Source organism: Paraburkholderia nemoris, assembly GCF_905221015.1.
GTDB lineage: Bacteria > Pseudomonadota > Gammaproteobacteria > Burkholderiales > Burkholderiaceae > Paraburkholderia > Paraburkholderia nemoris.
The window spans coordinates 369,306-390,744 of sequence record NZ_CAJNBO010000005.1; the positions used below are offsets into that span (position 1 = coordinate 369,306).

Annotated in this window: 17 protein-coding genes; 9 read left to right on the forward strand and 8 right to left on the reverse strand. The window is 63.2% G+C overall.

Annotated elements, in window-relative coordinates:
- Positions 1 to 31 precede the first annotated feature (31 nt).
- Entirely contained in the window at positions 32 to 1,306 is a 1,275-nt protein-coding gene (locus KHO33_RS10540; RefSeq protein WP_054034669.1) for an EAL domain-containing protein, read from the forward strand.
- Here the strand turns inward: KHO33_RS10540 and KHO33_RS10545 are convergent.
- Positions 1,262 to 2,236, reverse strand: a complete 975-nt coding sequence (locus KHO33_RS10545; protein ID WP_200564739.1) for a sigma-70 family RNA polymerase sigma factor — start codon at positions 2,234 to 2,236, stop codon at positions 1,262 to 1,264. The genes KHO33_RS10540 and KHO33_RS10545 overlap by 45 nt on opposite strands.
- Positions 2,237 to 2,437: 201 nt before the next feature.
- Here KHO33_RS10545 and clpP point away from each other — a divergent pair, with 201 nt between their 5' ends.
- Together clpP and KHO33_RS10555 are read left to right on the forward strand one after the other, a co-directional pair.
- Positions 2,438 to 3,094 (forward strand): ATP-dependent Clp endopeptidase proteolytic subunit ClpP, encoded by a 657-nt coding sequence (clpP, locus tag KHO33_RS10550; RefSeq protein ID WP_200564740.1) that lies wholly within the window; start codon positions 2,438 to 2,440, stop codon positions 3,092 to 3,094.
- Positions 3,095 to 3,249: 155 nt separating this feature from the next.
- On the forward strand, positions 3,250 to 4,683 hold the full coding sequence (locus tag KHO33_RS10555) for an NYN domain-containing protein (protein WP_200564741.1): 1,434 nt from the start codon (positions 3,250 to 3,252) through the stop codon (positions 4,681 to 4,683).
- Between the two features lie 143 nt (positions 4,684 to 4,826).
- Here the strand turns inward: KHO33_RS10555 and KHO33_RS10560 are convergent, their stop codons facing one another.
- The 5 genes from KHO33_RS10560 to xseA all read right to left on the reverse strand — a co-directional run bounded on the left by KHO33_RS10560 (position 4,827) and on the right by xseA (position 13,375).
- Complete coding sequence (locus tag KHO33_RS10560) at positions 4,827 to 6,566, reverse strand: PQQ-binding-like beta-propeller repeat protein (protein ID WP_200564742.1); 1,740 nt, start codon at positions 6,564 to 6,566, stop codon at positions 4,827 to 4,829.
- Positions 6,567 to 6,857: 291 nt separating this feature from the next.
- A complete protein-coding gene (locus tag KHO33_RS10565) occupies positions 6,858 to 7,436 on the reverse strand; it encodes a glycine zipper family protein (protein WP_054034670.1) in 579 nt (192 codons plus the stop codon).
- 661 nt (positions 7,437 to 8,097) lie between these two features.
- Positions 8,098 to 10,566, reverse strand: a complete 2,469-nt coding sequence (locus tag KHO33_RS10570; protein WP_200564743.1) for a tetratricopeptide repeat protein — start codon at positions 10,564 to 10,566, stop codon at positions 8,098 to 8,100.
- Between the two features lie 631 nt (positions 10,567 to 11,197).
- Positions 11,198 to 11,776, reverse strand: coding sequence for a superoxide dismutase (locus KHO33_RS10575; protein ID WP_054034297.1), 579 nt, complete (start codon positions 11,774 to 11,776; stop codon positions 11,198 to 11,200).
- Between the two features lie 219 nt (positions 11,777 to 11,995).
- Entirely contained in the window at positions 11,996 to 13,375 is a 1,380-nt protein-coding gene (gene xseA / locus KHO33_RS10580; RefSeq protein WP_200564744.1) for an exodeoxyribonuclease VII large subunit, read from the reverse strand.
- Positions 13,376 to 13,951: 576 nt separating this feature from the next.
- Between xseA and lpxK the strand changes: the two genes are divergently transcribed.
- From lpxK to KHO33_RS10605, 5 genes are all read left to right on the forward strand, one after another.
- On the forward strand, positions 13,952 to 14,968 hold the full coding sequence (gene lpxK / locus KHO33_RS10585; protein ID WP_200564745.1) for a tetraacyldisaccharide 4'-kinase: 1,017 nt from the start codon (positions 13,952 to 13,954) through the stop codon (positions 14,966 to 14,968).
- Positions 14,949 to 15,152 carry a Trm112 family protein gene (locus tag KHO33_RS10590; protein WP_006050060.1) on the forward strand — a complete coding sequence of 68 codons (204 nt, stop codon included), beginning with the start codon at positions 14,949 to 14,951 and terminating at the stop codon, positions 15,150 to 15,152. Before lpxK ends, KHO33_RS10590 begins: the two co-directional genes overlap by 20 nt.
- A 169-nt stretch (positions 15,153 to 15,321) precedes the next feature.
- The gene (kdsB, locus tag KHO33_RS10595; protein ID WP_200564746.1) at positions 15,322 to 16,122 is read left to right on the forward strand and encodes a 3-deoxy-manno-octulosonate cytidylyltransferase; all 801 of its coding nucleotides are present in this window, start codon (positions 15,322 to 15,324) and stop codon (positions 16,120 to 16,122) included.
- A gap of 213 nt (positions 16,123 to 16,335) precedes the next feature.
- On the forward strand, positions 16,336 to 17,001 hold the full coding sequence (adk, locus tag KHO33_RS10600; RefSeq protein ID WP_054034304.1) for an adenylate kinase: 666 nt from the start codon (positions 16,336 to 16,338) through the stop codon (positions 16,999 to 17,001).
- 287 nt (positions 17,002 to 17,288) lie between these two features.
- A complete protein-coding gene (locus KHO33_RS10605; protein WP_200564747.1) occupies positions 17,289 to 18,047 on the forward strand; it encodes a 3-hydroxyacyl-CoA dehydrogenase in 759 nt (252 codons plus the stop codon).
- A 116-nt stretch (positions 18,048 to 18,163) separates the two neighbouring features.
- Here KHO33_RS10605 and KHO33_RS10610 read toward each other — a convergent pair whose 3' ends face one another.
- The gene (locus KHO33_RS10610) at positions 18,164 to 19,006 is read right to left on the reverse strand and encodes a SirB1 family protein (RefSeq protein ID WP_200564748.1); all 843 of its coding nucleotides are present in this window, start codon (positions 19,004 to 19,006) and stop codon (positions 18,164 to 18,166) included.
- Between the two features lie 5 nt (positions 19,007 to 19,011).
- Complete coding sequence (gene murJ, locus KHO33_RS10615) at positions 19,012 to 20,562, reverse strand: murein biosynthesis integral membrane protein MurJ (RefSeq protein ID WP_200564749.1); 1,551 nt, start codon at positions 20,560 to 20,562, stop codon at positions 19,012 to 19,014.
- Between the two features lie 574 nt (positions 20,563 to 21,136).
- Here murJ and rpsT point away from each other — a divergent pair.
- On the forward strand, positions 21,137 to 21,415 hold the full coding sequence (gene rpsT, locus KHO33_RS10620; RefSeq protein WP_054034306.1) for a 30S ribosomal protein S20: 279 nt from the start codon (positions 21,137 to 21,139) through the stop codon (positions 21,413 to 21,415).
- The last annotated feature ends 24 nt before the right edge of the window (positions 21,416 to 21,439 follow it).

A 21,439-nucleotide genomic window follows, 5' to 3' on the forward strand; every position in this document is an offset into this window, starting at 1 on the left:
AGCGCGCCGCCACTTCCACACGACTGACATGATGAGCATGATCGAACTCGATCCTCCCGGCTTCCAGCCGCCGCGCCCGATGGCGGGCGACGAAGGCTCCCGGCGCACCGTCCTGTACGGCGGCTACACGGTTTTCAGCGTGTTCCAGCCGGTTTTCTCGGTGTCGCACCGGCGTGCGATCGGTTATCACGCTTCGCTGCGCGCACACGACGAACATGCGCTGCAGGTGCCATCGCACGAGGTTTTCACGCAGGCGGCGCGGCGCGGCGACCTGCTGGAGCTCGGACGGCTCGCCGAATCGCTGCATCTGGGCAACTTCAACGCCTTCGACAGCCACGACGAATGGCTTTTCCTGAGCCTGCATCCGGCGGCGCTGATGGACACCAGTTACGGCGACGCACTGCTCGCCGGCCTCAAGGCGCTGGGCCTGCCGCCGCAACGGGTGGTGCTGGAAGTATCCGAACAGGCCGGCGGTGAAACTACGCGCTTCGCCGACATCATCGACTCGCTGCGCAAGTCCGGCTTCCTGATCGCGCTGGACGGCTTTGGCGCCAAGCATTCGAATATCGACCGCGTGTGGAATCTGCGTCCGGACATCGTCACGCTTGATCGTTGCATTCTCGCGCAAGCGAGCGAACACTCGCATATCGAACGCGTGCTGCCGGGCCTCGTCTCGCTGCTGCACGAATCCGGCCAACTGGTGCTGATGGGCGGCCTGAGCACCGAGCGCGATGCGCTGATCGCACTCGAATGCAATGTCGACTTCGTGCAGGGCGCGTACTTCGCGGGCCCGAGCGTCGAGCCGGTGAAACCGCAAGCGGCGGCCGGCCTGATGGACTCGCTCTCCGCGGCGCTACGCGAACGGGTTGCCACGCGCGAACGCGCACAGTCCGCACGGCTCGCACCCTATGTCACGGCGCTGGAAACGGCGGCTGCCCAACTTGTGGCCGGGGAATCGGTAGCCCAGGCGACCGCGACGCTGCTCACGCTCGGCGAGACGGCACGCTGTTTCGTGCTCGACGGCTCGGGCCGGCAGATCGGCGACAACGTGCTGCCGGCGGGGCGCGCCTCGCAACGCGCGAAGCGCTTCCGACCCCTGCTGCATTCGGAAGGCGCGAGCTGGGAACGCCGGCCGTACTTCATTCAGGCCATGCGCGTACCGGGCCAGGTGCACCTCACGCCGCCCTACCTCTCGATCAACGAAGCACACCTGTGCGTGACGGCCTCGATCGCCGCGCATACGCCGCACGGCACCCAGGTGCTATGCGTCGACATCAACTGGGAAGTCGCTGCGCATCGTAATTGAGGCCAGTGCGTTCCGCTGGATCCGCGCGAGCAGCTTCATGACGGCCGCGCGGCCCAGCAAGCGGTTGGCTGCCTGCAAGCGCGCAGCGCGGGTGACGGCGCGCAACGCGACGATCTTCGTCGACCCGTCCGCCTGACTTAGCGTGGACACGTCGATGACCCCGACAACCTCGCCCTCGAAGAGCAACGCAATACACATTGCGCCTTCGACCGACACCGCCTCCGCATGGCTCGCCTGATGCGCGAGCGCCGTTACCGTCTCCATCCAGGCCACCGGCGCCAGTTCCTGCGTGCACACCGGCGCATCGCTGACGACTTCCGGCGCATCGCTAAAGAGCCGTAACAAGCCCGCCCGATCCTGCGCTTCCAGCGCTGTGCGCAAGCGTTCCACGATCCGTGCATGCGCGGCGGGGTCCGGTCGTTCCAGCGGCTCGCCCGCACGCTGCAACCGCGTCTTGGCCCGATGGACGATCTGCCGGCAACTGGCCGGTGTACGGTCGAGGATCTTCGCAATCTCCGCATAGTCGCAATCGAACGCTTCATGCAGTACGAATGCCGCCCGCTCATCCGGCTTCAGACGCTCGAGCAGGAGCATCACGCCGTACGACATCTCCGCCGCGCGTAGGGCCAGTTCCTCCGCCGACGGCGCCACCCCGTCGAGCCAGGGCTCCGGCAGCCAGCCGGCAGCCTGTGACGCGCGTTCGCGCTGCACGTGACGCAGCCGGTCAATCGCCGCGCGCGTGGTGATTGTGGTGAGCCAGGCGGCCGGTGTCTGCACCTCTTGTGTATCGGCGAGATGCCACTTGAGCCAGACGTCCTGCACCACGTCTTCCGCTTCGGCGCGGCTGCCGAGCATGCGGTACGCCAGCGCGAGCAGGCGGGCACGCACGGCCTCGAAGCTGGATGCCTTGTCGATTCCTTGTTCCGTCATGCCTTGACCTCCTGATCTACATCCTTTTTACCTTGACGCTCGGGCTGCCGTCGATGTGACAGCCCAACGAAAAAAAATTCCTGTCACGCCGCGGCCCTTCCTCTCGTCATACGGGCAACAACCAACGCAATGGGCGCGTGGTTGTTCGAATTGGTCATCGCTCCCGGCTACCGGCAACGCACCACCTGAAACGAGGCAAGCATGCATTCCAGCTATCCGTCCATCACCGGCCTCGGCCTCGTGCCCACCGTGATCGAACAGTCCGGCCGCGGCGAGCGCGCCTACGACATCTATTCGCGTCTGCTGCGCGAGCGCATCGTCTTTCTGGTCGGTCCGGTGAACGAACAGTCCGCCAGTGTGATCGTCGCTCAATTGCTGTTTCTGGAATCCGAGAATCCCGACAAGGATATTTCTTTTTACATCAATTCGCCGGGCGGCTCGGTGTATGACGGCCTCGCCATCTACGACACGATGCAGTTCATCAAGCCCGAGGTGTCGACCTTGTGCACCGGCTTTGCCGCCAGCATGGGCACGTTTTTGCTGACCGCCGGCCAGCGCGGCAAACGGTACGCGCTGCCGAACGCGCGCATCATGATTCACCAGCCGTCGGGCGGCAGCCAGGGCACCGCTGCCGACGTCGAGATCCAGGCCAAAGAGGTGCTCTACCTGCGCGAACGTCTCAACACGATGATGGCCGAACGCACCGGGCGCAGCATCGAGGAAATCGTGCGTGACACCGACCGTGACAACTTCATGTCGGCCCAAGGCGCGAAGGAGTACGGCCTTGTCGACGAGGTGCTGGAAACACGCGCGGCGCTAGGCAATCCAGTCGATCCGGCTCGTCACCGTGACATGTAGCGCGACACGGCCGCACCGGCAGAAACGTCCTCGCCCCAGACGGTTTTTGCCGCCCCTATCGGTGCGCCGGAAACACAAAAGCTGATCACCTCCGCTGGAATCGCTATCATGGTCGCGATTCGTCGAATTCGACGATCGCTTCAATGGAGATATTCATGGCGTCATCCAACGAAACCGTCAGCATGGCGCTATTCTGCGACTTCGAAAACGTTGCGCTCGGCGTGCGCGACGCGAAGTACGACAAATTCGACATCAAGCTGGTGCTCGAACGTCTGCTGCTCAAGGGCAGCATTGTCGTGAAGAAAGCGTATTGCGACTGGGACCGCTACAAGAGTTTCAAAGGCGCGATGCACGAGGCCAATTTCGAGTTGATCGAGATTCCGCACGTGCGCCAATCGGGCAAGAATTCCGCCGACATCCGGCTCGTGGTCGACGCGCTCGACCTCTGCTACACGAAATCGCACGTCAATACCTTTGTCATCATCAGCGGAGACTCGGACTTTTCGCCGTTAGTGTCGAAGCTGCGCGAGAACAACAAGCAGGTGATCGGTGTCGGCGTGCAGCAATCCACCTCCGATCTGCTGATCGCGAACTGCGACGAATTCTTCTTTTACGACGACCTCGTGCGCGAAAGCCAGCGCACGGTCGCCAAGCGCGAGTCGTCGCGCCCGCAACAGACCGCGCAGCAGACGGCCAAACGTACGCCCGACGAAGAAAAGTCGCGCAGCAAGGAAGACCTCGAAAAACGCCGCACCAAGGCAGTCGAGATCGCCGTGCAGACGTTCGACGCGCTCGCGTCCGAACGTGGCGACAGCGGCAAGATCTGGGCGTCGGTGCTGAAGAACGCGATCAAACGCCGCAAGCCGGATTTCAACGAAACGTACTACGGCTTTCGCGCATTCGGCAATCTGCTGGAAGAAGCGCATGCGCGCGGGCTGCTCGAATTCGGCCGTGATGAGAAGTCAGGTGCGTACGTTTATCGGGGCGCGGCTGGAAATACGGGCGCCGAAAACGTGAACGAGCCGTCCGAAGCAAATGAGTCGGCAGAGCAGATGATCGTTGAAGCACAGGTTGCCGAAACCGTGGTCGCCGAGTCGGGCGGCAAGCACGAGTCGCGCCGCCGGGGCCGCGGCAATCGCAAGCCCGGCCGTGGCCAGCAGGAAAGCGCGCAGGACGAGCGTGTGGCGGTTGACCACAGCCGTCATGCACAGGCTCAAACTGACACGGGGCACACCCACGCGCCGTCGGCCAGTGAATCCGTTTTCGAACAGCCGGAAGCCACCTGGGCAGAACCGGAGGCCTTTGCAACTGAACCGGTCGCAGTAGCCGAAGAAGAAGCACAGGAAACGAGCGGCACCCAACCTAAGCGCCGCAAGGAACGCGCACCGCGCAAGACAGCCGCGAAGAAAGCGAAGAAGACAACACCGCGAAAGATCGATGAGGTCCCGGAGATCGCGGCGCCTGCTGAAGCACCGGCAGCGTCTGTCACAGAAGAAAAAGCGCCCGTGGCCGCCAAAAAGGCAGCGCGCAAAACCGCCCCACGCAGCCGCCGTCCGCGTAAGACAGCGGCAGCGAGCGAGGTGGAATAAGCGTCTCACTTTGCGTGACGTGCGCCGGATTTCTTCCGGTACACCGATAGCAATGCAAGTGCCGCAACAACGCAAACTCCGCTGGAAACTAAACGCCCCTGCTCGCAATGAACAGGGGCTTTCCCATTTCCAGTTCGCAACGCCTACAACAAACCAAACACCGCCACTCCATTCGTCGTGCCCACAAACACTTTTCCGCGCGCGATCATCGGCGTGATGAACTTGTTGCCCGCGCCCCATTGATCGCGCGTGCCCGCCTGATTGCTGTTGTACAGCTCGCTCGCGAGGTTGCTTGCGTTGTACGCATGCAGGGCACCCGTCGTGCCGTTTTCCGCCACCCAGACGATGCCGTTACTCGAGCCGTTGGCCGACACGGCCGGTGTCGCACCGGGATAGGCAAACGTGGTCGGACTCTTTGACGATGCGGTGGTCGCGAGAAACGCACCGGAGATCGGCAGCGCCTTCAGGTTATCGTTCCAGCCGCCGTAATAGACCACACCGTTGTAATAAGCCGGCGAGCCCCAGATGCCGCCCGCGAGCGTGCCGGTCAGCACCTGCCAGTTATTGTTCGCCGTGGGACTGAATTTACCCATCGAATCGCGATCGACCACGTAGATCAGATTGTCCTTGCCCGCCGCCACCGCCAGGTGTTTGACGACGCCGCCCGCAGTTGTCTGATCCGGCAACAGCATCACGCCGCCCGAACCGAAATCGTTGTCGGCATTTGCCTCGGCCACGACGTTACTCATGGCGAAGTAATCGGTGACCTGCAGGTTTCCTAAGGACAGCTTCATCAGCGAGTTGCCGAAGTCGCCGTCAACCGGAAAGCCCTGCGCATTCAGCGTGGTGCCGAACGTGCCGTTGCCGTCGACGACGTAAATCGAGGTACCGTCCGAGGCCATGCCTGAGCCGGCCATCCAGATCGATCCCTGACTACCGTTCGGCGCGACGTCGAACACACTGGTCTGCTTCAACGTGTCGGCGCTATAGGCCATCAACCAGCCGGTGTAAGCGCCCGACATGCAGTGCGCGGTCCAGCCCATATAGACGTTGCCGCCGACCAGCGTGAGCGCCGCGCGCACAGTATGCAGCGACGGATTGAAGGTGATGGTGCCGTTGACGCTCCCCGCGCCGCTGCCGGGGAAGCTCGCCGCAATCTCCGTCGGCCCGCCGAGCACTTCGGCCCCCGTGGTCAGATCGAGCGCATGCAGCCGATGATGGTACCCACCGCTGCCGTCTTTGGTCATCGCCACGGCATACAGCACGCCATTCGCGCCGCGATTGCGATCGATCACCGGCGTCGACGTAATGCCGATTTCCGGCGTGATGTCCTGGCACCCGCGGTCGTCGCTGGATGTCTCGCCGCTGCCGACCAACGAGACCTTCCACAATTGCGCGAAGGTGGTGGCGTCATACGCGTACACGCTATCGTGTTCGGTGGCGACGTAGACCACGTCGTGAGCGGTGCCGCTAATCGGCAGACTCGTGACGAACAGTGGCTGTGCATCGACCTTGCCGTCCGCGGAGAGAAACGCGACTTTGCCGAAGCTCGTTGAATTCACGTTCGCGAGCGTCAGCGTCGTCTCGGCGAGCATCTGGCCCGTGCGGGCGAGATCGTTGTGATGCATCAGCACGTCGGTAGCGAACGCCGCCGTGCCCATCGACGTGCCACCCGAACTGGTTGAGCCGGTGCCGCCACTGCCGCTAGTCGAGCCGCTGCCGGTAGTGCCACTGCCGGCCGACGAACCCGAACCCGTACCCGATGAGCCACCCGAGCCGCCGCCGCAAGAAAGGAAGCAGCCGGCGACGAGTGCAATCGCCAGCCGCTCGCACACGCGGGACCACACTCTCGGATTGAACGTGCCGGTTTGCGGTCGCTGCATGGTCGCCTCGTTTGCACGATGTCCGGCTCACTCCGTGCGTCGGGCTGCGTCGAACGGCGGAGTCAGAAACGGCGGATGCCGGCAGGGATGGAGTGGAGTTTGAGGGCTGTGCGGAACCGCCTGACCACTGGCGTCCCTGACCCTCCATCCAAACGTACGCCCTTTGCCGGGCGGCTTGCCGCCATCGTTTCGCGTCTATCCGCCAGACATGACAAAAGCTTTACAGCAACAAACTTGCCTGCTCCCTCGCGCAAACGGTTTATTTCGGCGATGCGAGGTCTCCGCTCGACCTCAGTAATACGGGTAAGGCGCGTACATCACCGGAGGCGGCGCGACATATCTCGGCGGCGGAGCATAGTAGTACGGCTGAGGTGCGTAATAGGCCGGCTGCGGCGCATAGTAGGCCGGTTGCGGCGGCTGCGAGATCGTGTTGCCCTTCGATGTCATGCACTGCGCGTAGGCGGCGTCGTAACGCGCTTGCAGGCCCGCCGCGGAATACTGCGCGCCATTTGCGCCGTTCGCGCCGCCGATCAGCAAGCCGCTGCCCGCGCCGATCGCCGCGCCCGCGCCCGCATTGCCCGCCGCCGCGCCGATCAGTGCGCCGACCGCCGCGCCGCCAAGCGTGCCCAGCGCCGCGCTGTTCACGCTGTTGGTGGTCGCCGCCTGGGCGGCCGCGTTCGGGTCGGTCGAGCGGTTCGCGTAGTCGCGGCATGCATAGTCGTCCTGCTGGAACTGCCCGAGCGGCTCGCCGCTGCGCGGCAGCGCGACCACGCTTGGGCCGCTCGGCGGCATGACCGCGCAACCGCCGAGCGCGAGCGCAACGACGGCGGCCGGTACGGCGAGGCTTATCGACTTGGTGCTGGAGATCATGTTCGTGCGCTTCGATGACATTGGAATTCAAACGTTATGCCAATCGGTGGCGCGCTTGGTTACGAGATCGTTACAGAAAGTTTTTCGCTTACATTCTCGCGCGCGTTTGCGCGGCATGGCCCCGCAGCCTGGAAGGCCCACGCTGCCGCGTCATATCGGGTAATGCTTGTAAGCGAAGCCGCAATCTGTTTTCGCAGCGCGCGGCCTAAACTGGCTTGCGCTAATAGTGGGCAATGAATCTGAGGGTGACTCGATGAACCGGCTTGTTTTTCTGGCGGCGGCAGCTTCTGCCGCCTGTATATCACCCGTTTTCGCGCAGTCGAACACGACATTCCCGAGCAGCGCGATCGAACCGTCGACAACGACCTTTCCTAGCGCTTCGATCGCTCAGAATTTTCAGTACATCAATCACCCGCCTCCACCTCCCGCGCCTGCGAGTTCGGTGTCATCCAGCAGCGGCGGGCGCGGCCATCGTCATCGGCAGATGTCGACGGATTCCGATACGACCGGCGCGGCGTCGACGCAGCCTTGATCGAACGCGCGCAAGGTCTGAATCCGCACGGAAACAAGGGTCCGCCGACCTCGCCGCAGTTACCATCTGTGACAAAGCTTGCACTCCGACCGGCCCCGCAGGCGCCCACCCGACGACTATTTCTCCCCGTTACCGCGTAACTGCGGGAAAAACACGCGTAGCTCGCCCTCCGAGGGCTTCACCTGGCATCGTCATTCCCCCTGCTGCAGCGCTGTCGCGCCTGGCCGGCGTGCTCCGTTGCCCCTGCTTGCACCACGTTCCCCAGACATGGCGGTAAGCGGCCTCGACATGGCGCGCAAAACGCGCGCCGTCCATCAACGGCGACGCCGCGAGCCGTGCCCGCAGGCTCGCACGCATCGCGCTCAGGCGCGGCAGATCGCGTACCAGTTGGACGGCGGTCTCGACGAACTGTGCGTCGCTGTCCACGGCGAGGTCGCGCAGACCCAGGTTCTCCAACTGGCTCAGTCCGGCGCGCCCTACTGACGTGCCGCCAACCCGCGTGACGACCGGCACCCCCATCCTGTACGAGTCGAGGCTCGTCGTATGGCCGTTATACGGAAACGTGTCGAGCCCGACGTCGATCTGGTGATACGTGCGCAGATAGTCCGCGCGGGGCCGAAACGACGTAAAGGAGACCCGCTCCTCGGCGATCCCATGGTGTCCCATTCGTTCGAGCAGAAGCGCACGGGCCGCGCCGCTCGGGGCCATCAGTAGCAGCCTCGCGTCCGCCACTTCGCGCATCACGTCGCCCCACAGTCTGAACGTCGCATCGCTCAGCTTGCACGGGTTGTTCAGGCAACCGAACGTCGGATAGCCGTTCGATAGCGCAGGCAACGCATTGACCTCAGGCGTATCCGTCAAAGCGTCATAGCACCAGAAAGAGTGCGGCAGACGGATGGAAACTTCGCTATACCAGGCATCGCTGCCGACCGGGTCGAGCCACGGGTCGGTGAACCGGTAGTCGATCGCATCGATGCCGGTCGTCCCCGGATAGGCCAGCCAGGCGATCTGCACCGGCGCAGGTTTGAGTGCAAACAGCAACGGACGGCCATCCGCCATATGCATGGTCAGGTCGATCAGAATATCGATCCGGTCGTCGCGGATCATCTGGGCGAGCCGCTCGTCGTCGACTGCGCGCACGTCGCGCCATACGTCGGCATGAGCGGCTACGCGCTGCGTCAGATCGTCCGGCCGAGTGACGCTCGCGTAACAGAAGACTTCGAACTGTTCGTGATCGTGATGCGAGAGCAGCGGAAGCGTAAACAGCGTCTGGCAATGATCGCGGAAGTCCGGCGAGACGTAGCCGATGCGCAAGCGGCGGGACGGCGTCGCATCGTTCGGATGCGGCTCGTGGGTGCCGCGATACGGCGCCTCGTGCCGCGCCGACCATCGACGGCATTCGTCCAGTAGCTGCTGAGGATGCTCGGCCTGGAAGCTCAATGCGTAGACCAGGTTGCTGTGCGCGACGACGTTGTAGGGGTCGCACGTGAGCGCCCGGCGATAACAATCGATGCCGTCGTCGAGGCGCCCCTGGTCCTTCAGCACGTTGCCGAGATTGTTGTGCGTGACGGAGTGATGCGGGTCGACGGCGAGCGCCTCGTGCAAATGAGATTCCGCCTCGGCGATGCGGCCGAGCGTACGCATGAGAGTCGCCGCGTTGTTGAGCGCGGCCACGAAACCGGGGCGCAGGCGGATCGCCGCGCCAAACGCGTGCTCAGCGTCCTCATGCGATCCCGACTCCTGAAGAACGATACCCAGATTGTTGTAGGCATCGGCGTGCGTCGGCGCCTGCTCGATCGCCCGCCGATAGTGGCTTACCGCTTCGCTTCGCCTGCCGAGCGCATGCAGCGCATTGGCCAGGTTATACGCTGCTTCGGGGAAGACGGGGTCCAACTCGAGCGCGTGCGTCAGCAACGCAGCGGATCGTACGAACTCGCCGCGCCGGTGAAGCGCGACGCCGAGATTCACCAGGCTACAGGGCGAGTCGGGTGCCACGCGTACCGCTGCCTCGAGCTGCACCACGGCTTCTTCCAGCCGGCCGTGCGCTTCGAGGAGTGTGCCGAGATTTGTGAGTGCGTTGGCGTCGTCGGGTTGCGCCGCGATCGCGCGGCGGTAAGCGGCTTCCGCGGCATGCAGGTCGCCCAGTTGCCGGTGGCAATTGCCGAGGTTGTTGAGCGCGTCGACGTGCCCTGGTTCGAGCGCCAGCAGCGACGTATGGATCTCTATTGCAGCAGCGTATTCGCCGACTGCTTGCAGCGCCGCCGCGAGGGCGAACAGCACGTCGGTGGAACCGGCTTCGAATGACAGTGCTTGCAGATAGGCGTCGATCGCTTCGGTAAATCGTTGCGCGGCGGCAAACACTTGCCCTCGGACGAAGTGGTATCGCGCGTTTTCCGGCGCGCGAGTCAACGCCGCATCGAGCCACGCAAGCGCGGCATCGTGCGCGCCGCCTTGCATGTCGAGCACGCCGAGACGGAACATCACGTTCGCGTCGTCGGGGTTGATCGCGAGCGCACGCTCGTACAACTCGCGGGCATGGCCGAACTCACCCGCGAGATGATGTGCCGTCGCGAGATCCAGAATCTGAGTGATTTCCATCGTGCCCCGCCGAAGGACTGCTGTTTCACCGATGTCACTTCGACCCGGACCACTGTCCGCATCACATCCTTGTGATGCCGTCGCGCGAGGCGAACCACAGGCGGCGCGAAGGGGAACGAATATCAGCGAACGATAGCGAGCGAGTCCTTACCGCGGTTTACCAGTGCTCACCGCGCGAAACATGTGGTGATGCAGTCACACGGCATCCAGTCGGGGAGCGAAACATCGTGGAAGCTTTCAGGGTTCGAAGCTGTAAGCGAGCACGGCACGCGCGCGGCGCTTGGCCGGTGCGGCGCACGCTCCATTCAGATGACGGAGACACCGATGACAAGTCTTTCGATGGCAAGACCGGGAGCTTTCGGCAAGGCCGCATCCGGAATGCGGAACGCTGACGAAGCTTGCCTGCAGCAAGAAATATCCAGTAACCCGTAAGTAACAATGGATATGAACGGCGAAAGATTTGACGCGCAAATGCGACGGACGGCAAACCTGAAGAACCAAAAAGCAGAAAGCCCTCACGAAGGAGGGCTTTCTGCTTTACTACCGTTTCCAGACATCATTGCAGCGATCCGTTCGGATCCCCAATTTTGTTGGACATCCGAACTATCCCGTCACGCTGCAACCGGCAAACTTACGCGAAGTTCTTCGACGCGAATGCCCAGTTGACGATGTTCCAGTACGCTTCAACGAACTTCGGACGCGCATTGCGGTAGTCGATGTAGTACGCGTGTTCCCACACGTCGATCGTCAGCAGTGCCTTCGCGTCCGTGGTCAGCGGCGTAGCTGCGTTGCTCGTCGACACCAGGTCGAGCGAACCGTCAGCCTTCTTCACCAGCCATGCCCAACCCGAGCCGAACGTGCCGACTGCGGTCTTGGCGAATTCTTCCTTGAACTTCTCGAACGAACCCCACTTGGCGTTGATCGCGTCAGCCAGTGCGCCGGTCGGAGCACCGCCACCTTGCGGCGACAGGCTGTTCCAGAAGAACGTGTGGTTCCACACCTGAGCCGCGTTGTTAAAGATGCCGCCCGATGCCTTCTTGACGATCTCTTCGAGCGACAGGTTCTCGAACTCCGTGCCCTTGATCAGATTGTTCAGGTTGGTCACATAGGTCTGGTGGTGCTTGCCGTAGTGATACTCGAGCGTCTCTTCCGACATGTTCGGAACGAGTGCGTTTTTTGCAAACGGCAGCGGCGGGAGCGTATGTTCCATGGTGCTTTCCTTGTGTCTGTATCTGTTGTGGGGGAGTCTGCGGATAAGGCTTTAGAGCACTCGATTGTAGGCGAGTTGGAATAACCCCGCAAACCAACGGACTTTATGTCCGGCATCGGCGAACATGCCGCACACATAGCGTAATTAGTGCCTTCGCACGGGCTGTGCCCGGCTCTCGCGACGGTCAAAAATGCGCTTTTGCGTGCCGTCGGCGAAGTGTCAGAAACCGTCAGTCAGACGCGGTTGCACGTCGGCGAGGGCAATGTCCGCCGCCCCTTCGGCGAGATGCACCGTAAGGCGCCTTCCCGGCTTCAGCGACGACGGCGCACGCACCGCGCGGCCGCTTTGCGCATCGAGCACGGCAGCATAACCGCGCTCCAGCGTGCGCTGCGGGCTCAGTACTTCAAGCCGGGCAGCCAGCGTGTCGATACGCGCGGACTGACGTTCATGCTGGCGTAACAATGCAGCGTCCAGACGCTGCGAGAGCATGCCGAGCTTTGCCTGATGCGCGGCAAGATCAGGCCGCCAGCGCTGCCAGCGCATCTGCAGCAGAGAAAACCGCGCTCGGGCGTCACGCACAGGACGCGCGCCTGCCGATGCCAGCCGCACGCTCAATTGCTGCAAATGCGTGCGCTGCCGCGCGAGCCGCTCGGCCGGCGACACGAGCCGGCGCGCGAGCCAGTCGAGTTGTTGGGCGCGCCGCTCCATCATGCGGCCGAAGCCACGAGCGAGCGTCGCATGCCGATGATCGAGCTCGCGCAGCAACAGCACGCGCTGTGGGCTGACGAGTTCGGCGGCGCCGGTGGGCGTCGGTGCGCGCACGTCGGCGGCGAAGTCGGCGATCGTGAAATCGGTTTCGTGACCCACGCCGCTCACCACCGGTATCGCGCTTTCGGCGATCGCACGCGCCAGCACTTCTTCGTTGAACGCCCACAGGTCTTCAATCGAGCCTCCGCCGCGGCACACGATCAGCACATCGACTTCGCGCCGTGCGCTGGCGGCATCGACCATCGCGGCTACTTTGGCGCTGGCGCCCACGCCCTGCACCGGCGCCGGATGGACGATCACCGGAATATGCGGGGCGCGGCGCGACAAGGTAGTCAGGACGTCACGCAATGCGGCGGCCTGTAACGACGTCACGATACCGATCGCCCGCGGATGGGCCGGCAACGCGCGTTTGCGTTCGGCGGCAAAGAGACCCTCGGCTTCAAGTTGCGCCTTCAGCCTGAGAAAGGCTTCGTAAAGACGCCCCTGCCCCGTGCGGCGCACCGCTTCCACATTCAGTTGCAGCTCGCCGCGCGGCTCGTACATCGTCACCAGCGCGCGCACTTCGATGCGATCGCCTTCGCGCGGCGTGAACTCGGCGTATTGCGCGCGACCGCGGAACATCACGCAGCGCATCTGCGCCTGCGCGTCCTTGATCGAGAAATACCAATGGCCGCTCGCGGCACGCGTGAAGTTCGACACTTCCCCGGACACCCAGACGAGCGGAAACGAGCGTTCGAGCATCGTGCCGATGGCACGGTTGAGCGCGGAAACGGGGACGACAACTTCACCGCCGGGCGTAGCCGACGCGGAAAAAGGGCTTTCGGGATTCATGCGAGGAATATCGGTGACTGGCCGGACAGACGATAGACCGAGTGGCCATCGGCGTCCAGCACAGCAGACGAATTGTTAAAAGTGTCCACATGTCGGGAGCCGTTAGACGAATGCCGCCAGATCGCCCGCCAGGTCGCGTGAATTGGAAGCATGTCATTGATTTATATGGATTTTGCATCTCGTTAAAGAGAACGATTGCCGATACGGAGCGCTCGGCGCGGCCCTCTCAGCCTGTTGACGGGCAGGTTCTCCACAAAGTTATCCACAGGCTGTGAGCATCGTCCGGAACCGCCACTTGCCGCGCGGCGCGAGGCGCGTGACTTGCCGGGCGGGACGTGCGCGCGCTAGAGTGGCGGGTTCGACAGCATGTTGAAAGTCCACCGCGCTCGCCATTACGGCCCATAGACTGCACACTGCGGGCACACCGCGCGAGCGCATCGGATATAGCCGCTGTCTGACCTTTTCGCTTCACTTTTCGATTGTCCGGAGAACCGCGTTGATGCTTGCACCGCGTATTGCGCCTGGCGCTTTCATGCCGCCGTCCCGGCCCCTTTCGCCCGTCCTTACGGCTTGCCGATGAGTGGACTGAGCGACCGTCTCGAAGCACGCCTCGCGCGCGAGTGGCAGCAGCGTGGACCGTTGGCGTGGGCGCTGACGCCCTTCGCGTGTGTGTTCGGCGCGATTGCCGCCACGCGCCGCGCCGCTTTCTCGTTCGGCTGGCTGAAATCCGTGCGCATTGGCGTGCCGGTGGTGGTGGTCGGCAACGTGACCGTCGGCGGCACCGGCAAGACGCCGACCGTTATCGCCCTGGTCGAAGCCTTGCGCGCCGCCGGCTTTAAGCCCGGCGTAGTCTCGCGTGGCTATGGCGCGCGCGTCAAAGGACCGACGCGGGTTCTCGCGACGTCGGCGGCAAGCGTCGGCGGTGACGAGCCGCTGCTGATCGCGCGCCGCACCGGCGCGCCGGTGTGGGTCTGCCCGGATCGCGTCGCGGCCGCGCAGGCGCTGTGCGCCGCGCATCGCGAAGTCGATGTGATCGTCAGCGACGACGGCTTGCAGCACTATCGCCTCGAACGCGACGCCGAACTGGTGGTCTTCGATCACCGGCTCGGCGGCAATGGTTTCCTGCTGCCGGCCGGTCCGCTGCGCGAGCCGCTGTCGCGCCATCGCGATGCGACGCTGATCAACGACCCGTACGCCCGCACGTTGCCCCCATGGCCGAACACGTTCGCGCTGCAACTCGCGCCCGCCGACGCCTGGCATCTCGACAACCCCGCTCTGCGCCGCCCGCTCGCGCAATTCAGCGGCGAGCGCGTACTGGCCGCGGCCGGCATCGGCGCACCGGAGCGCTTTTTCGCGACGCTGCGCGCGGCCGGCCTCTCGCCCGCTACCCGCGCCTTGCCGGATCACTACGCGTTCGAGCGCAATCCTTTTGCGGACGTCGACGCGGACGCCATCCTGATAACTGAAAAGGATGCGGTAAAATTAGGGTCCTGGCACGACGCGCGCATCTGGGTTGTCCCTGTCGAAGCCGCGCTCGATCATCGCCTCATTGCATTAGTTGTGGAGAAAGTCCGTGGACGCTCGCCTGCTTGAAATTCTCGTCTGCCCGATCTGCAAGGGCCCGCTCAGCTACGACCGTTCTGCGCAGGAACTGATCTGCAACGCGGACAAACTTGCCTATCCGATCCGCGACGGCATTCCCGTGATGCTGGTCGATGAAGCGCGGCAGACCGTGGAAGGCACGCCGGTCGATCTGAATCCGGGCTCGGTGGCCTGAGTCAGCTTTTGCCCGACGCGGGGCGGCTGTGGCGCGAGGCCATTCAACGCGCCGCGCGTGTCTAGTCCGCAATTGCGGCATTTGCCGTCTTGTTTGCCATCTTTCCCATCAGCGCCCGCCCTGCACTTGCGAGCGCTTTCTTCCGGTTTCATCGCCGCTCGTCCTTCCGATGACCAACGCCAACGCCACCACTCCCCCGTTCATCGCCGTCGTGCCGGCCCGGCTCGCTTCGACGCGTCTGCCCAACAAGCCGCTCGCCGATATCGGCGGCAAGCCGATGGTGGTGCGGGTCGCCGAACGCGCACGCGAATCGGGCGCGCAGCAGGTGCTGATCGCCTCCGACGCGCAGACGGTGCTGGACGTCGCCCGCGAGCACGGTTTCGAAGCCGTGTTGACGCGAGCCGATCATCCTTCGGGCACCGACCGCCTCGCGGAAGTAGCGGCCCAGTTCGGCTGGAGCGACGAGACGATCGTGGTAAACGTTCAGGGCGATGAGCCGCTGATCGACCCCGCGCTCGTGTGCGGCGTGGCGTTGCACCTGGCTTCGAGCCATGGCTGCGCGATCGCCACCGCCGCGCATCCGATTACCGACCCTGCGGAAATTTTCAATCCGAACGTCGTCAAGGTCGTGCTCGACGCGCGCGACGTCGCGCTGTATTTTTCGCGCGCGCCGATTCCGTGGGCACGCGACGCGTATCAGCCGCATTGGCCCGACGTGGCGTCGATGCCCACGCCGCCGGCGCCCGCAGTCGTCCACCGGCATATCGGCCTGTACGCGTACCGCGCCGGATTCCTGCGCTCGTATCCGGGTCTCGCGATCTCGCCGATCGAGCAGGTCGAAGCGCTCGAACAACTGCGCGCGATGTGGCATGGTGAGCGCATCGCCGTGCTCGTCACGCAGAATGCGCCGCTGCCCGGCGTCGACACGCCCGCCGATCTCGCGCGCGTACAGGCTTTATTCGGGGCTTGAGCGGAAAAACCCATGGCATAATCGGACGGTTGTGCGCGCCTCCCTTTAAACGCGAGAGTCAGGGTTTGCCCGGTCGCACCGTTATGGTCTTGCAGCGCCGTCGTGTTCGACGTGCTGCGCGAGACGCGAAACGGAAGCCGATGCGGGTCCCTCGACGAATCGCCGGATGGCTGCAGCGTCACCAAAGAATTCACATAGATCTGGAGATATCACATGCGTTTGATCCTTTTGGGTGCGCCCGGCGCGGGCAAGGGCACTCAGGCAAACTTCATCAAGGAAAAATTCGGCATTCCGCAAATTTCCACCGGTGACATGCTGCGCGCCGCCGTCAAGGCAGGCACGCCGCTCGGTCTTGAAGCCAAGCGTTTCATGGATGCCGGCGAACTGGTCACGGACGAGCTGATCATCAATCTGGTGAAGGAACGCCTGCAGCAGCCGGATTGCGCGAACGGTTATCTGTTCGACGGTTTTCCGCGCACCATTCCGCAAGCGGAAGCCATGAAGCAGGCAGGCGTCGCGATCGACTACGTGCTGGAAATCGACGTGCCGTTCGAAGAGATCATCGTGCGTATGAGCGGCCGCCGCTCGCACGCCGCGTCGGGCCGTACGTACCACGTCAAGTTCAACCCGCCGAAGGTTGAAGGGGTGGACGACGTGACAGGCGAACCGCTGATCCAGCGCGACGACGACAAGGAAGAAACGGTCAAGAAGCGCCTCGATGTGTACGTTGCGCAAACCAAGCCGCTGATCGAGTACTACAACAACTGGGCGCAAAACGGCGACCCGGCGACCTCGCTGACGGCACCGCAATATCGCCGCATTTCGGGCCTCGGCTCGGTCGACGAAATTCGCAACCGCGCGTTCGACGCGTTGAAGTAATCGCGCATCTGCGGTTGTTGGTCGAAAAACCCGCCCATTCCGGCGGGTTTTTTATTGCCCGCGGCGAGGCGTGGTGTTCGCGCCTCTCAGGTCTCCGTCGTCCGCCATGCCTCGCATTGATTAGCCATCCGTAGCAGTTCAGCGGCACTTTGGGTTTTCGACCGCCAGGGGGGCCCGCCCGTCCGCCCCCCGCCGCTTCGCTTTCCGCATTGCAGCATAGCCGTTACAATCGATCATCGAAAAGATATTCGATCGAGACATTACTGAACTGAAGCAAAGGAGAAGACATGGAGATTCGTGACAACGTATTCCTGATCACCGGCGGTGCATCGGGCCTCGGCGCGGCTACGGCGCGCCTTTTAGTCGAGAACGGCGGCAAGGTGGTGCTGGCCGACCTGAATCAGGATGCCGGTGAGGCGCTCGCGAAGGAACTCGGCGGTGTGTTCGTCAAGTGCGACGTGAGCCGCGAAGACGACGCCACGCAAGCGGTCGAAGCCGCCACGAAGCTCGGCACGCTGCGCGGCCTCGTCAATTGCGCCGGCGTTGCGCCCGCCATCAAGACGGTCGGCAAAGACGGCCCGCATCCGCTCGAGTCGTTCGCTCGCACCATCTCCATCAATCTGATCGGCACCTTTAATATGATCCGGCTCGCCGCTGCGGCCATGTCGAAGAACGAACCGAATGCGAATGGCGAGCGTGGCGTGATCATCAACACGGCATCGGTGGCCGCGTATGACGGCCAGATCGGCCAGGCCGCCTATGCTGCGTCCAAAAGCGGCGTGGTCGGCATGACGCTGCCGATCGCACGCGACCTGTCGCGCAACGCAATCCGCGTGATGACGATTGCCCCGGGCATCTTCGAAACGCCGATGCTGCTCGGCATGCCGCAGGAAGTGCAGGATGCGCTCGGCGCGATGGTGCCGTTCCCGCCGCGCCTCGGCAAACCGGCCGAGTACGCGATGCTGGCCAAGCAGATCTTCGATAATCCGATGCTCAATGGCGAAGTGATTCGTCTGGACGGCGCGATCCGGATGCAGCCGAAGTAATGTAATGACGTACCCAGCGCGCCGCTTTATGCAGCTGCGCCAATGAAAAACGCCTGCACGTGAGTCATGTGCAGGCGTTTTGTTTTTCCTCTGACCTGTAGGCCGGAAAGCGGCTCTTAGTCGCGGTCGTCGTACTGAGTGCGCTGACGCAGTTCGTGCAATTGCGACTCCACCACCGTCGCGTCCTCCGCATCCGGCCGGTCGCCGAGATAGCGTTCAAGATCCTCGAGCGCCGGGCGCAGATAATCGAGCCGCGCATAGGCGAAACCGCGATCGCGCACTTCCTCGATACTCTCCGGCAACAGGATCACGAGACGCTGTTGCACCGCCAGCAGACGCTGCCAGCGTTCCGTCTGAAGATATGTGGACTTCAGATTGCGCAGCATGCGAGCGATGATCTCGCGGCGCGTGGCCGGTTGCAGCAAGATGCGCAGCGCCCTGCTCACCGACTCGCCCGCCGACGCCACATACGGCTCCAGCATGTCCACCATCTGCGATTCGGACAGCGAATGCCCGCTGGTCGGATCGAGCATCACGTCGCCATCCGGCGTGGTGACGCGCAGCAGGAAGTGGCCCGGAAACGACACGCCGCGCGCCGGGATGCCGATCTGCTCGGCCATCTCCAGATACAGCACCGCCAGCGAAATCGGAATGCCGCGGCGCCGCTTGAGCACCACATTCAGATGGCTGTTGTCGGGATCGTAATAATCGTTGAGGTTGCTGGCGAAACCCAGCTCGCGGAAGAAAAATCGGTTGAGAATGCCGACCTTCTGCCTGATGTCGGCGTCGTCCGGCATGCGGCGCTGCAAACGCAAAACCAGCTCGTCGATCTCGGCCAGCGTGCCTTGCAAATCGAGATCGGGATAAGCGTCCTGCGCGAGCGAGAGCGCCGCCTCGGTCAGCGGCAGGCTGTCATCTTCGGCAACCAGCGTACTGAAATAGTCGAGAACTCGCGTCATCGTGATCACTTCACTCGCCTTTTGAAATACGCGTACTTGAAGCCCATCAGCCAAAGCATACCGAAATATAGCGCGGCGAACAGTACCAGGCACGCCCCCAGCAACACGATGCGGTCGACCGGCCGGTTATGCATGCCGATCCAGTCGAAGCTGATCGCAAGCCAATGCATCGTGCCGGCCAGCACCAGACAGGCGCCGAACAACTGCACGAAGAACTTCAACCAGCCATTCGACGGCATGTAGATGCCACGCTTGCGCAGGCCGAGGAACAGGAATAGCGCGTTGACGCAAGCGCCGAGCCCGACGCTCAGCGTGAGACCCGCATGCGCGAAGATCGGCACGAACAGATAGTTGCTCAGTTGCGTGACGATCAGCACGCCGATGCCGATCTTCACCGGCGTCTTGATGTCCTGTTTCGCGTAGAAACCAGGCGCGAGGATTTTGATCAGAATCAGGCCGATCAGGCCGATGCCGTAGGCCGACAGCGCACGGCCAACCATGACCACTGAGTTGCCGTCGAACTTGCCGTAGTGGAACAGCGTCGCGGTGAGCGGCTGGGCGAAGAAAAACAGCGCGACGGCGCTCGGAGCGGCCAACAGGAATGTGACGCGCAGCCCCCAGTCGAGCAGCGACGAATACTCGTGCGGATCGGCGTCCACGTGCGCCTTCGACAGGCTCGGCAGCAGGATCGTGCCGAGCGCGACGCCGAGCAGCGCGGTCGGAAATTCCATCAACCGGTCGGCGTAATTGATCCAGGATACGGCGCCCGGGCCGATGCGAGAAGCAATATTGGTGTTGATGATCAGGCTGATCTGCGCGACCGACACGGCGAACATCGCCGGCACCATCTTCGACAGCACCCGCTTCACGCCGCGGTGCGCGAGCGCCTTCAGCGGATTCAGACCGATGCGCGGCAGCATGTCGATCTTCTTCAGACCGGGCAGTTGCACGATGAATTGCAGCACGCCGCCGGCGATCACCGCCCAAGCGAGCGCGTAGACCGGCGTGTGCAGGCGCGGCGCGACAAACACCGCCGCGACGATGAACGCGACGTTCAGCAGGACCGGCGCGAACGCGGGCAGCGAAAAGTTCTTGTACGTATTCAGCACGCCGGACGCCAGCGACGTCAGCGAGATGAAAATGATGTACGGGAACATGATGCGCGTCATCGTGACCGCGAGCGCATAGGCCTGGCCTTCATGCGCGAGCCCTGACGCGACGATGAATACCACGCCCGACGCCCCCACCACGCCGATCAGCGAGAGAATCGCGAGCGCCCAGGCCAGCACGGTCGAGGTCGCATCGACGAGCGCCTTGGTGGCGTCGTGCCCTTGCTGGTTTTTGAATTCGGCCAGAATCGGCACGAAGGCCTGCGAGAACGCACCCTCGGCGGAAATGCGGCGCAGCAGATTGGGAATGCGGAAGGCGACGTAAAACGCGTCAGTATATTGACTGGCGCCGAACGCGCGGGCGATCAGCGTTTCGCGGGCCAGTCCGGTCACGCGCGACAGCAGCGTGAAGCCGCTGACCGTCAGCAGGGCTCGGAATAGATTCATGGGGCGCTTATTATACGGGTGCCGCAGGTGCGGACGACGAGCCGGAACGCGAATCGGACCGATTTGCGCCGCAGACGTTCGGTCGGATGGGCGGATCGGGTTGTTTTTTGTTGCCTGCCGCAGGCTTCGCGAGCCACGCCCTAGCCGCCCGCTTACCCGTTGCGACAGTGCCAAGACGTTCGCGAACCGCCGAAACTCGCCAAAATTAACAGAATCCCCGAGGATGGGCGCCGACCCGGCATATCAGAATTGGCGATTCCTCGTTGCCACGTGCCTGATTTTGTTGCTATAATCGCCGGTTTCGAAGCTCGCTCAATTTTCGGACGGGTTTTCGAGGAGGTTCGGGCACGCAGTAAGCGGCGTCGCTCCAGCAGCGCGCAAGCCATATTGAGGCGCCAATCAGCCTCGAAATACACCGGAACACGGGCCCGCCTTCGCGTAGTCCGATCGATTTTTCGAATTATTTCGACACTTTTGCGCTCTTGGGCAATCGCTTCCAAGAGTTCGATCTAAAAGCAGCACCTCACCACTTGAAGGTCAGGTACTGGAAACAGGAACAGGATAAGGAACCGTCATGGCTAACTCCGCACAAGCACGCAAGCGCGCCCGCCAGGCCGCCAAGGCAAACTCGCACAACTCGGCACTGCGCTCGAAGTTCCGCACGGCTATCAAGGCTGTCCGCAAGGCAATCGAAGCAGGCGACAAGGCTAAGGCCGTCGAGATCTTCCAGGCATCGTCGAAGACCATCGACATCATCGCCGACAAGAAAATCGTTCACAAGAACAAGGCAGCTCGTAACAAGAGCCGTCTGGCTGCAGCCCTCAAGGGTCTGCAAGCACCCGCAGCGCAGTAAATTCGGTCAGCCCGCTTCGGTGGG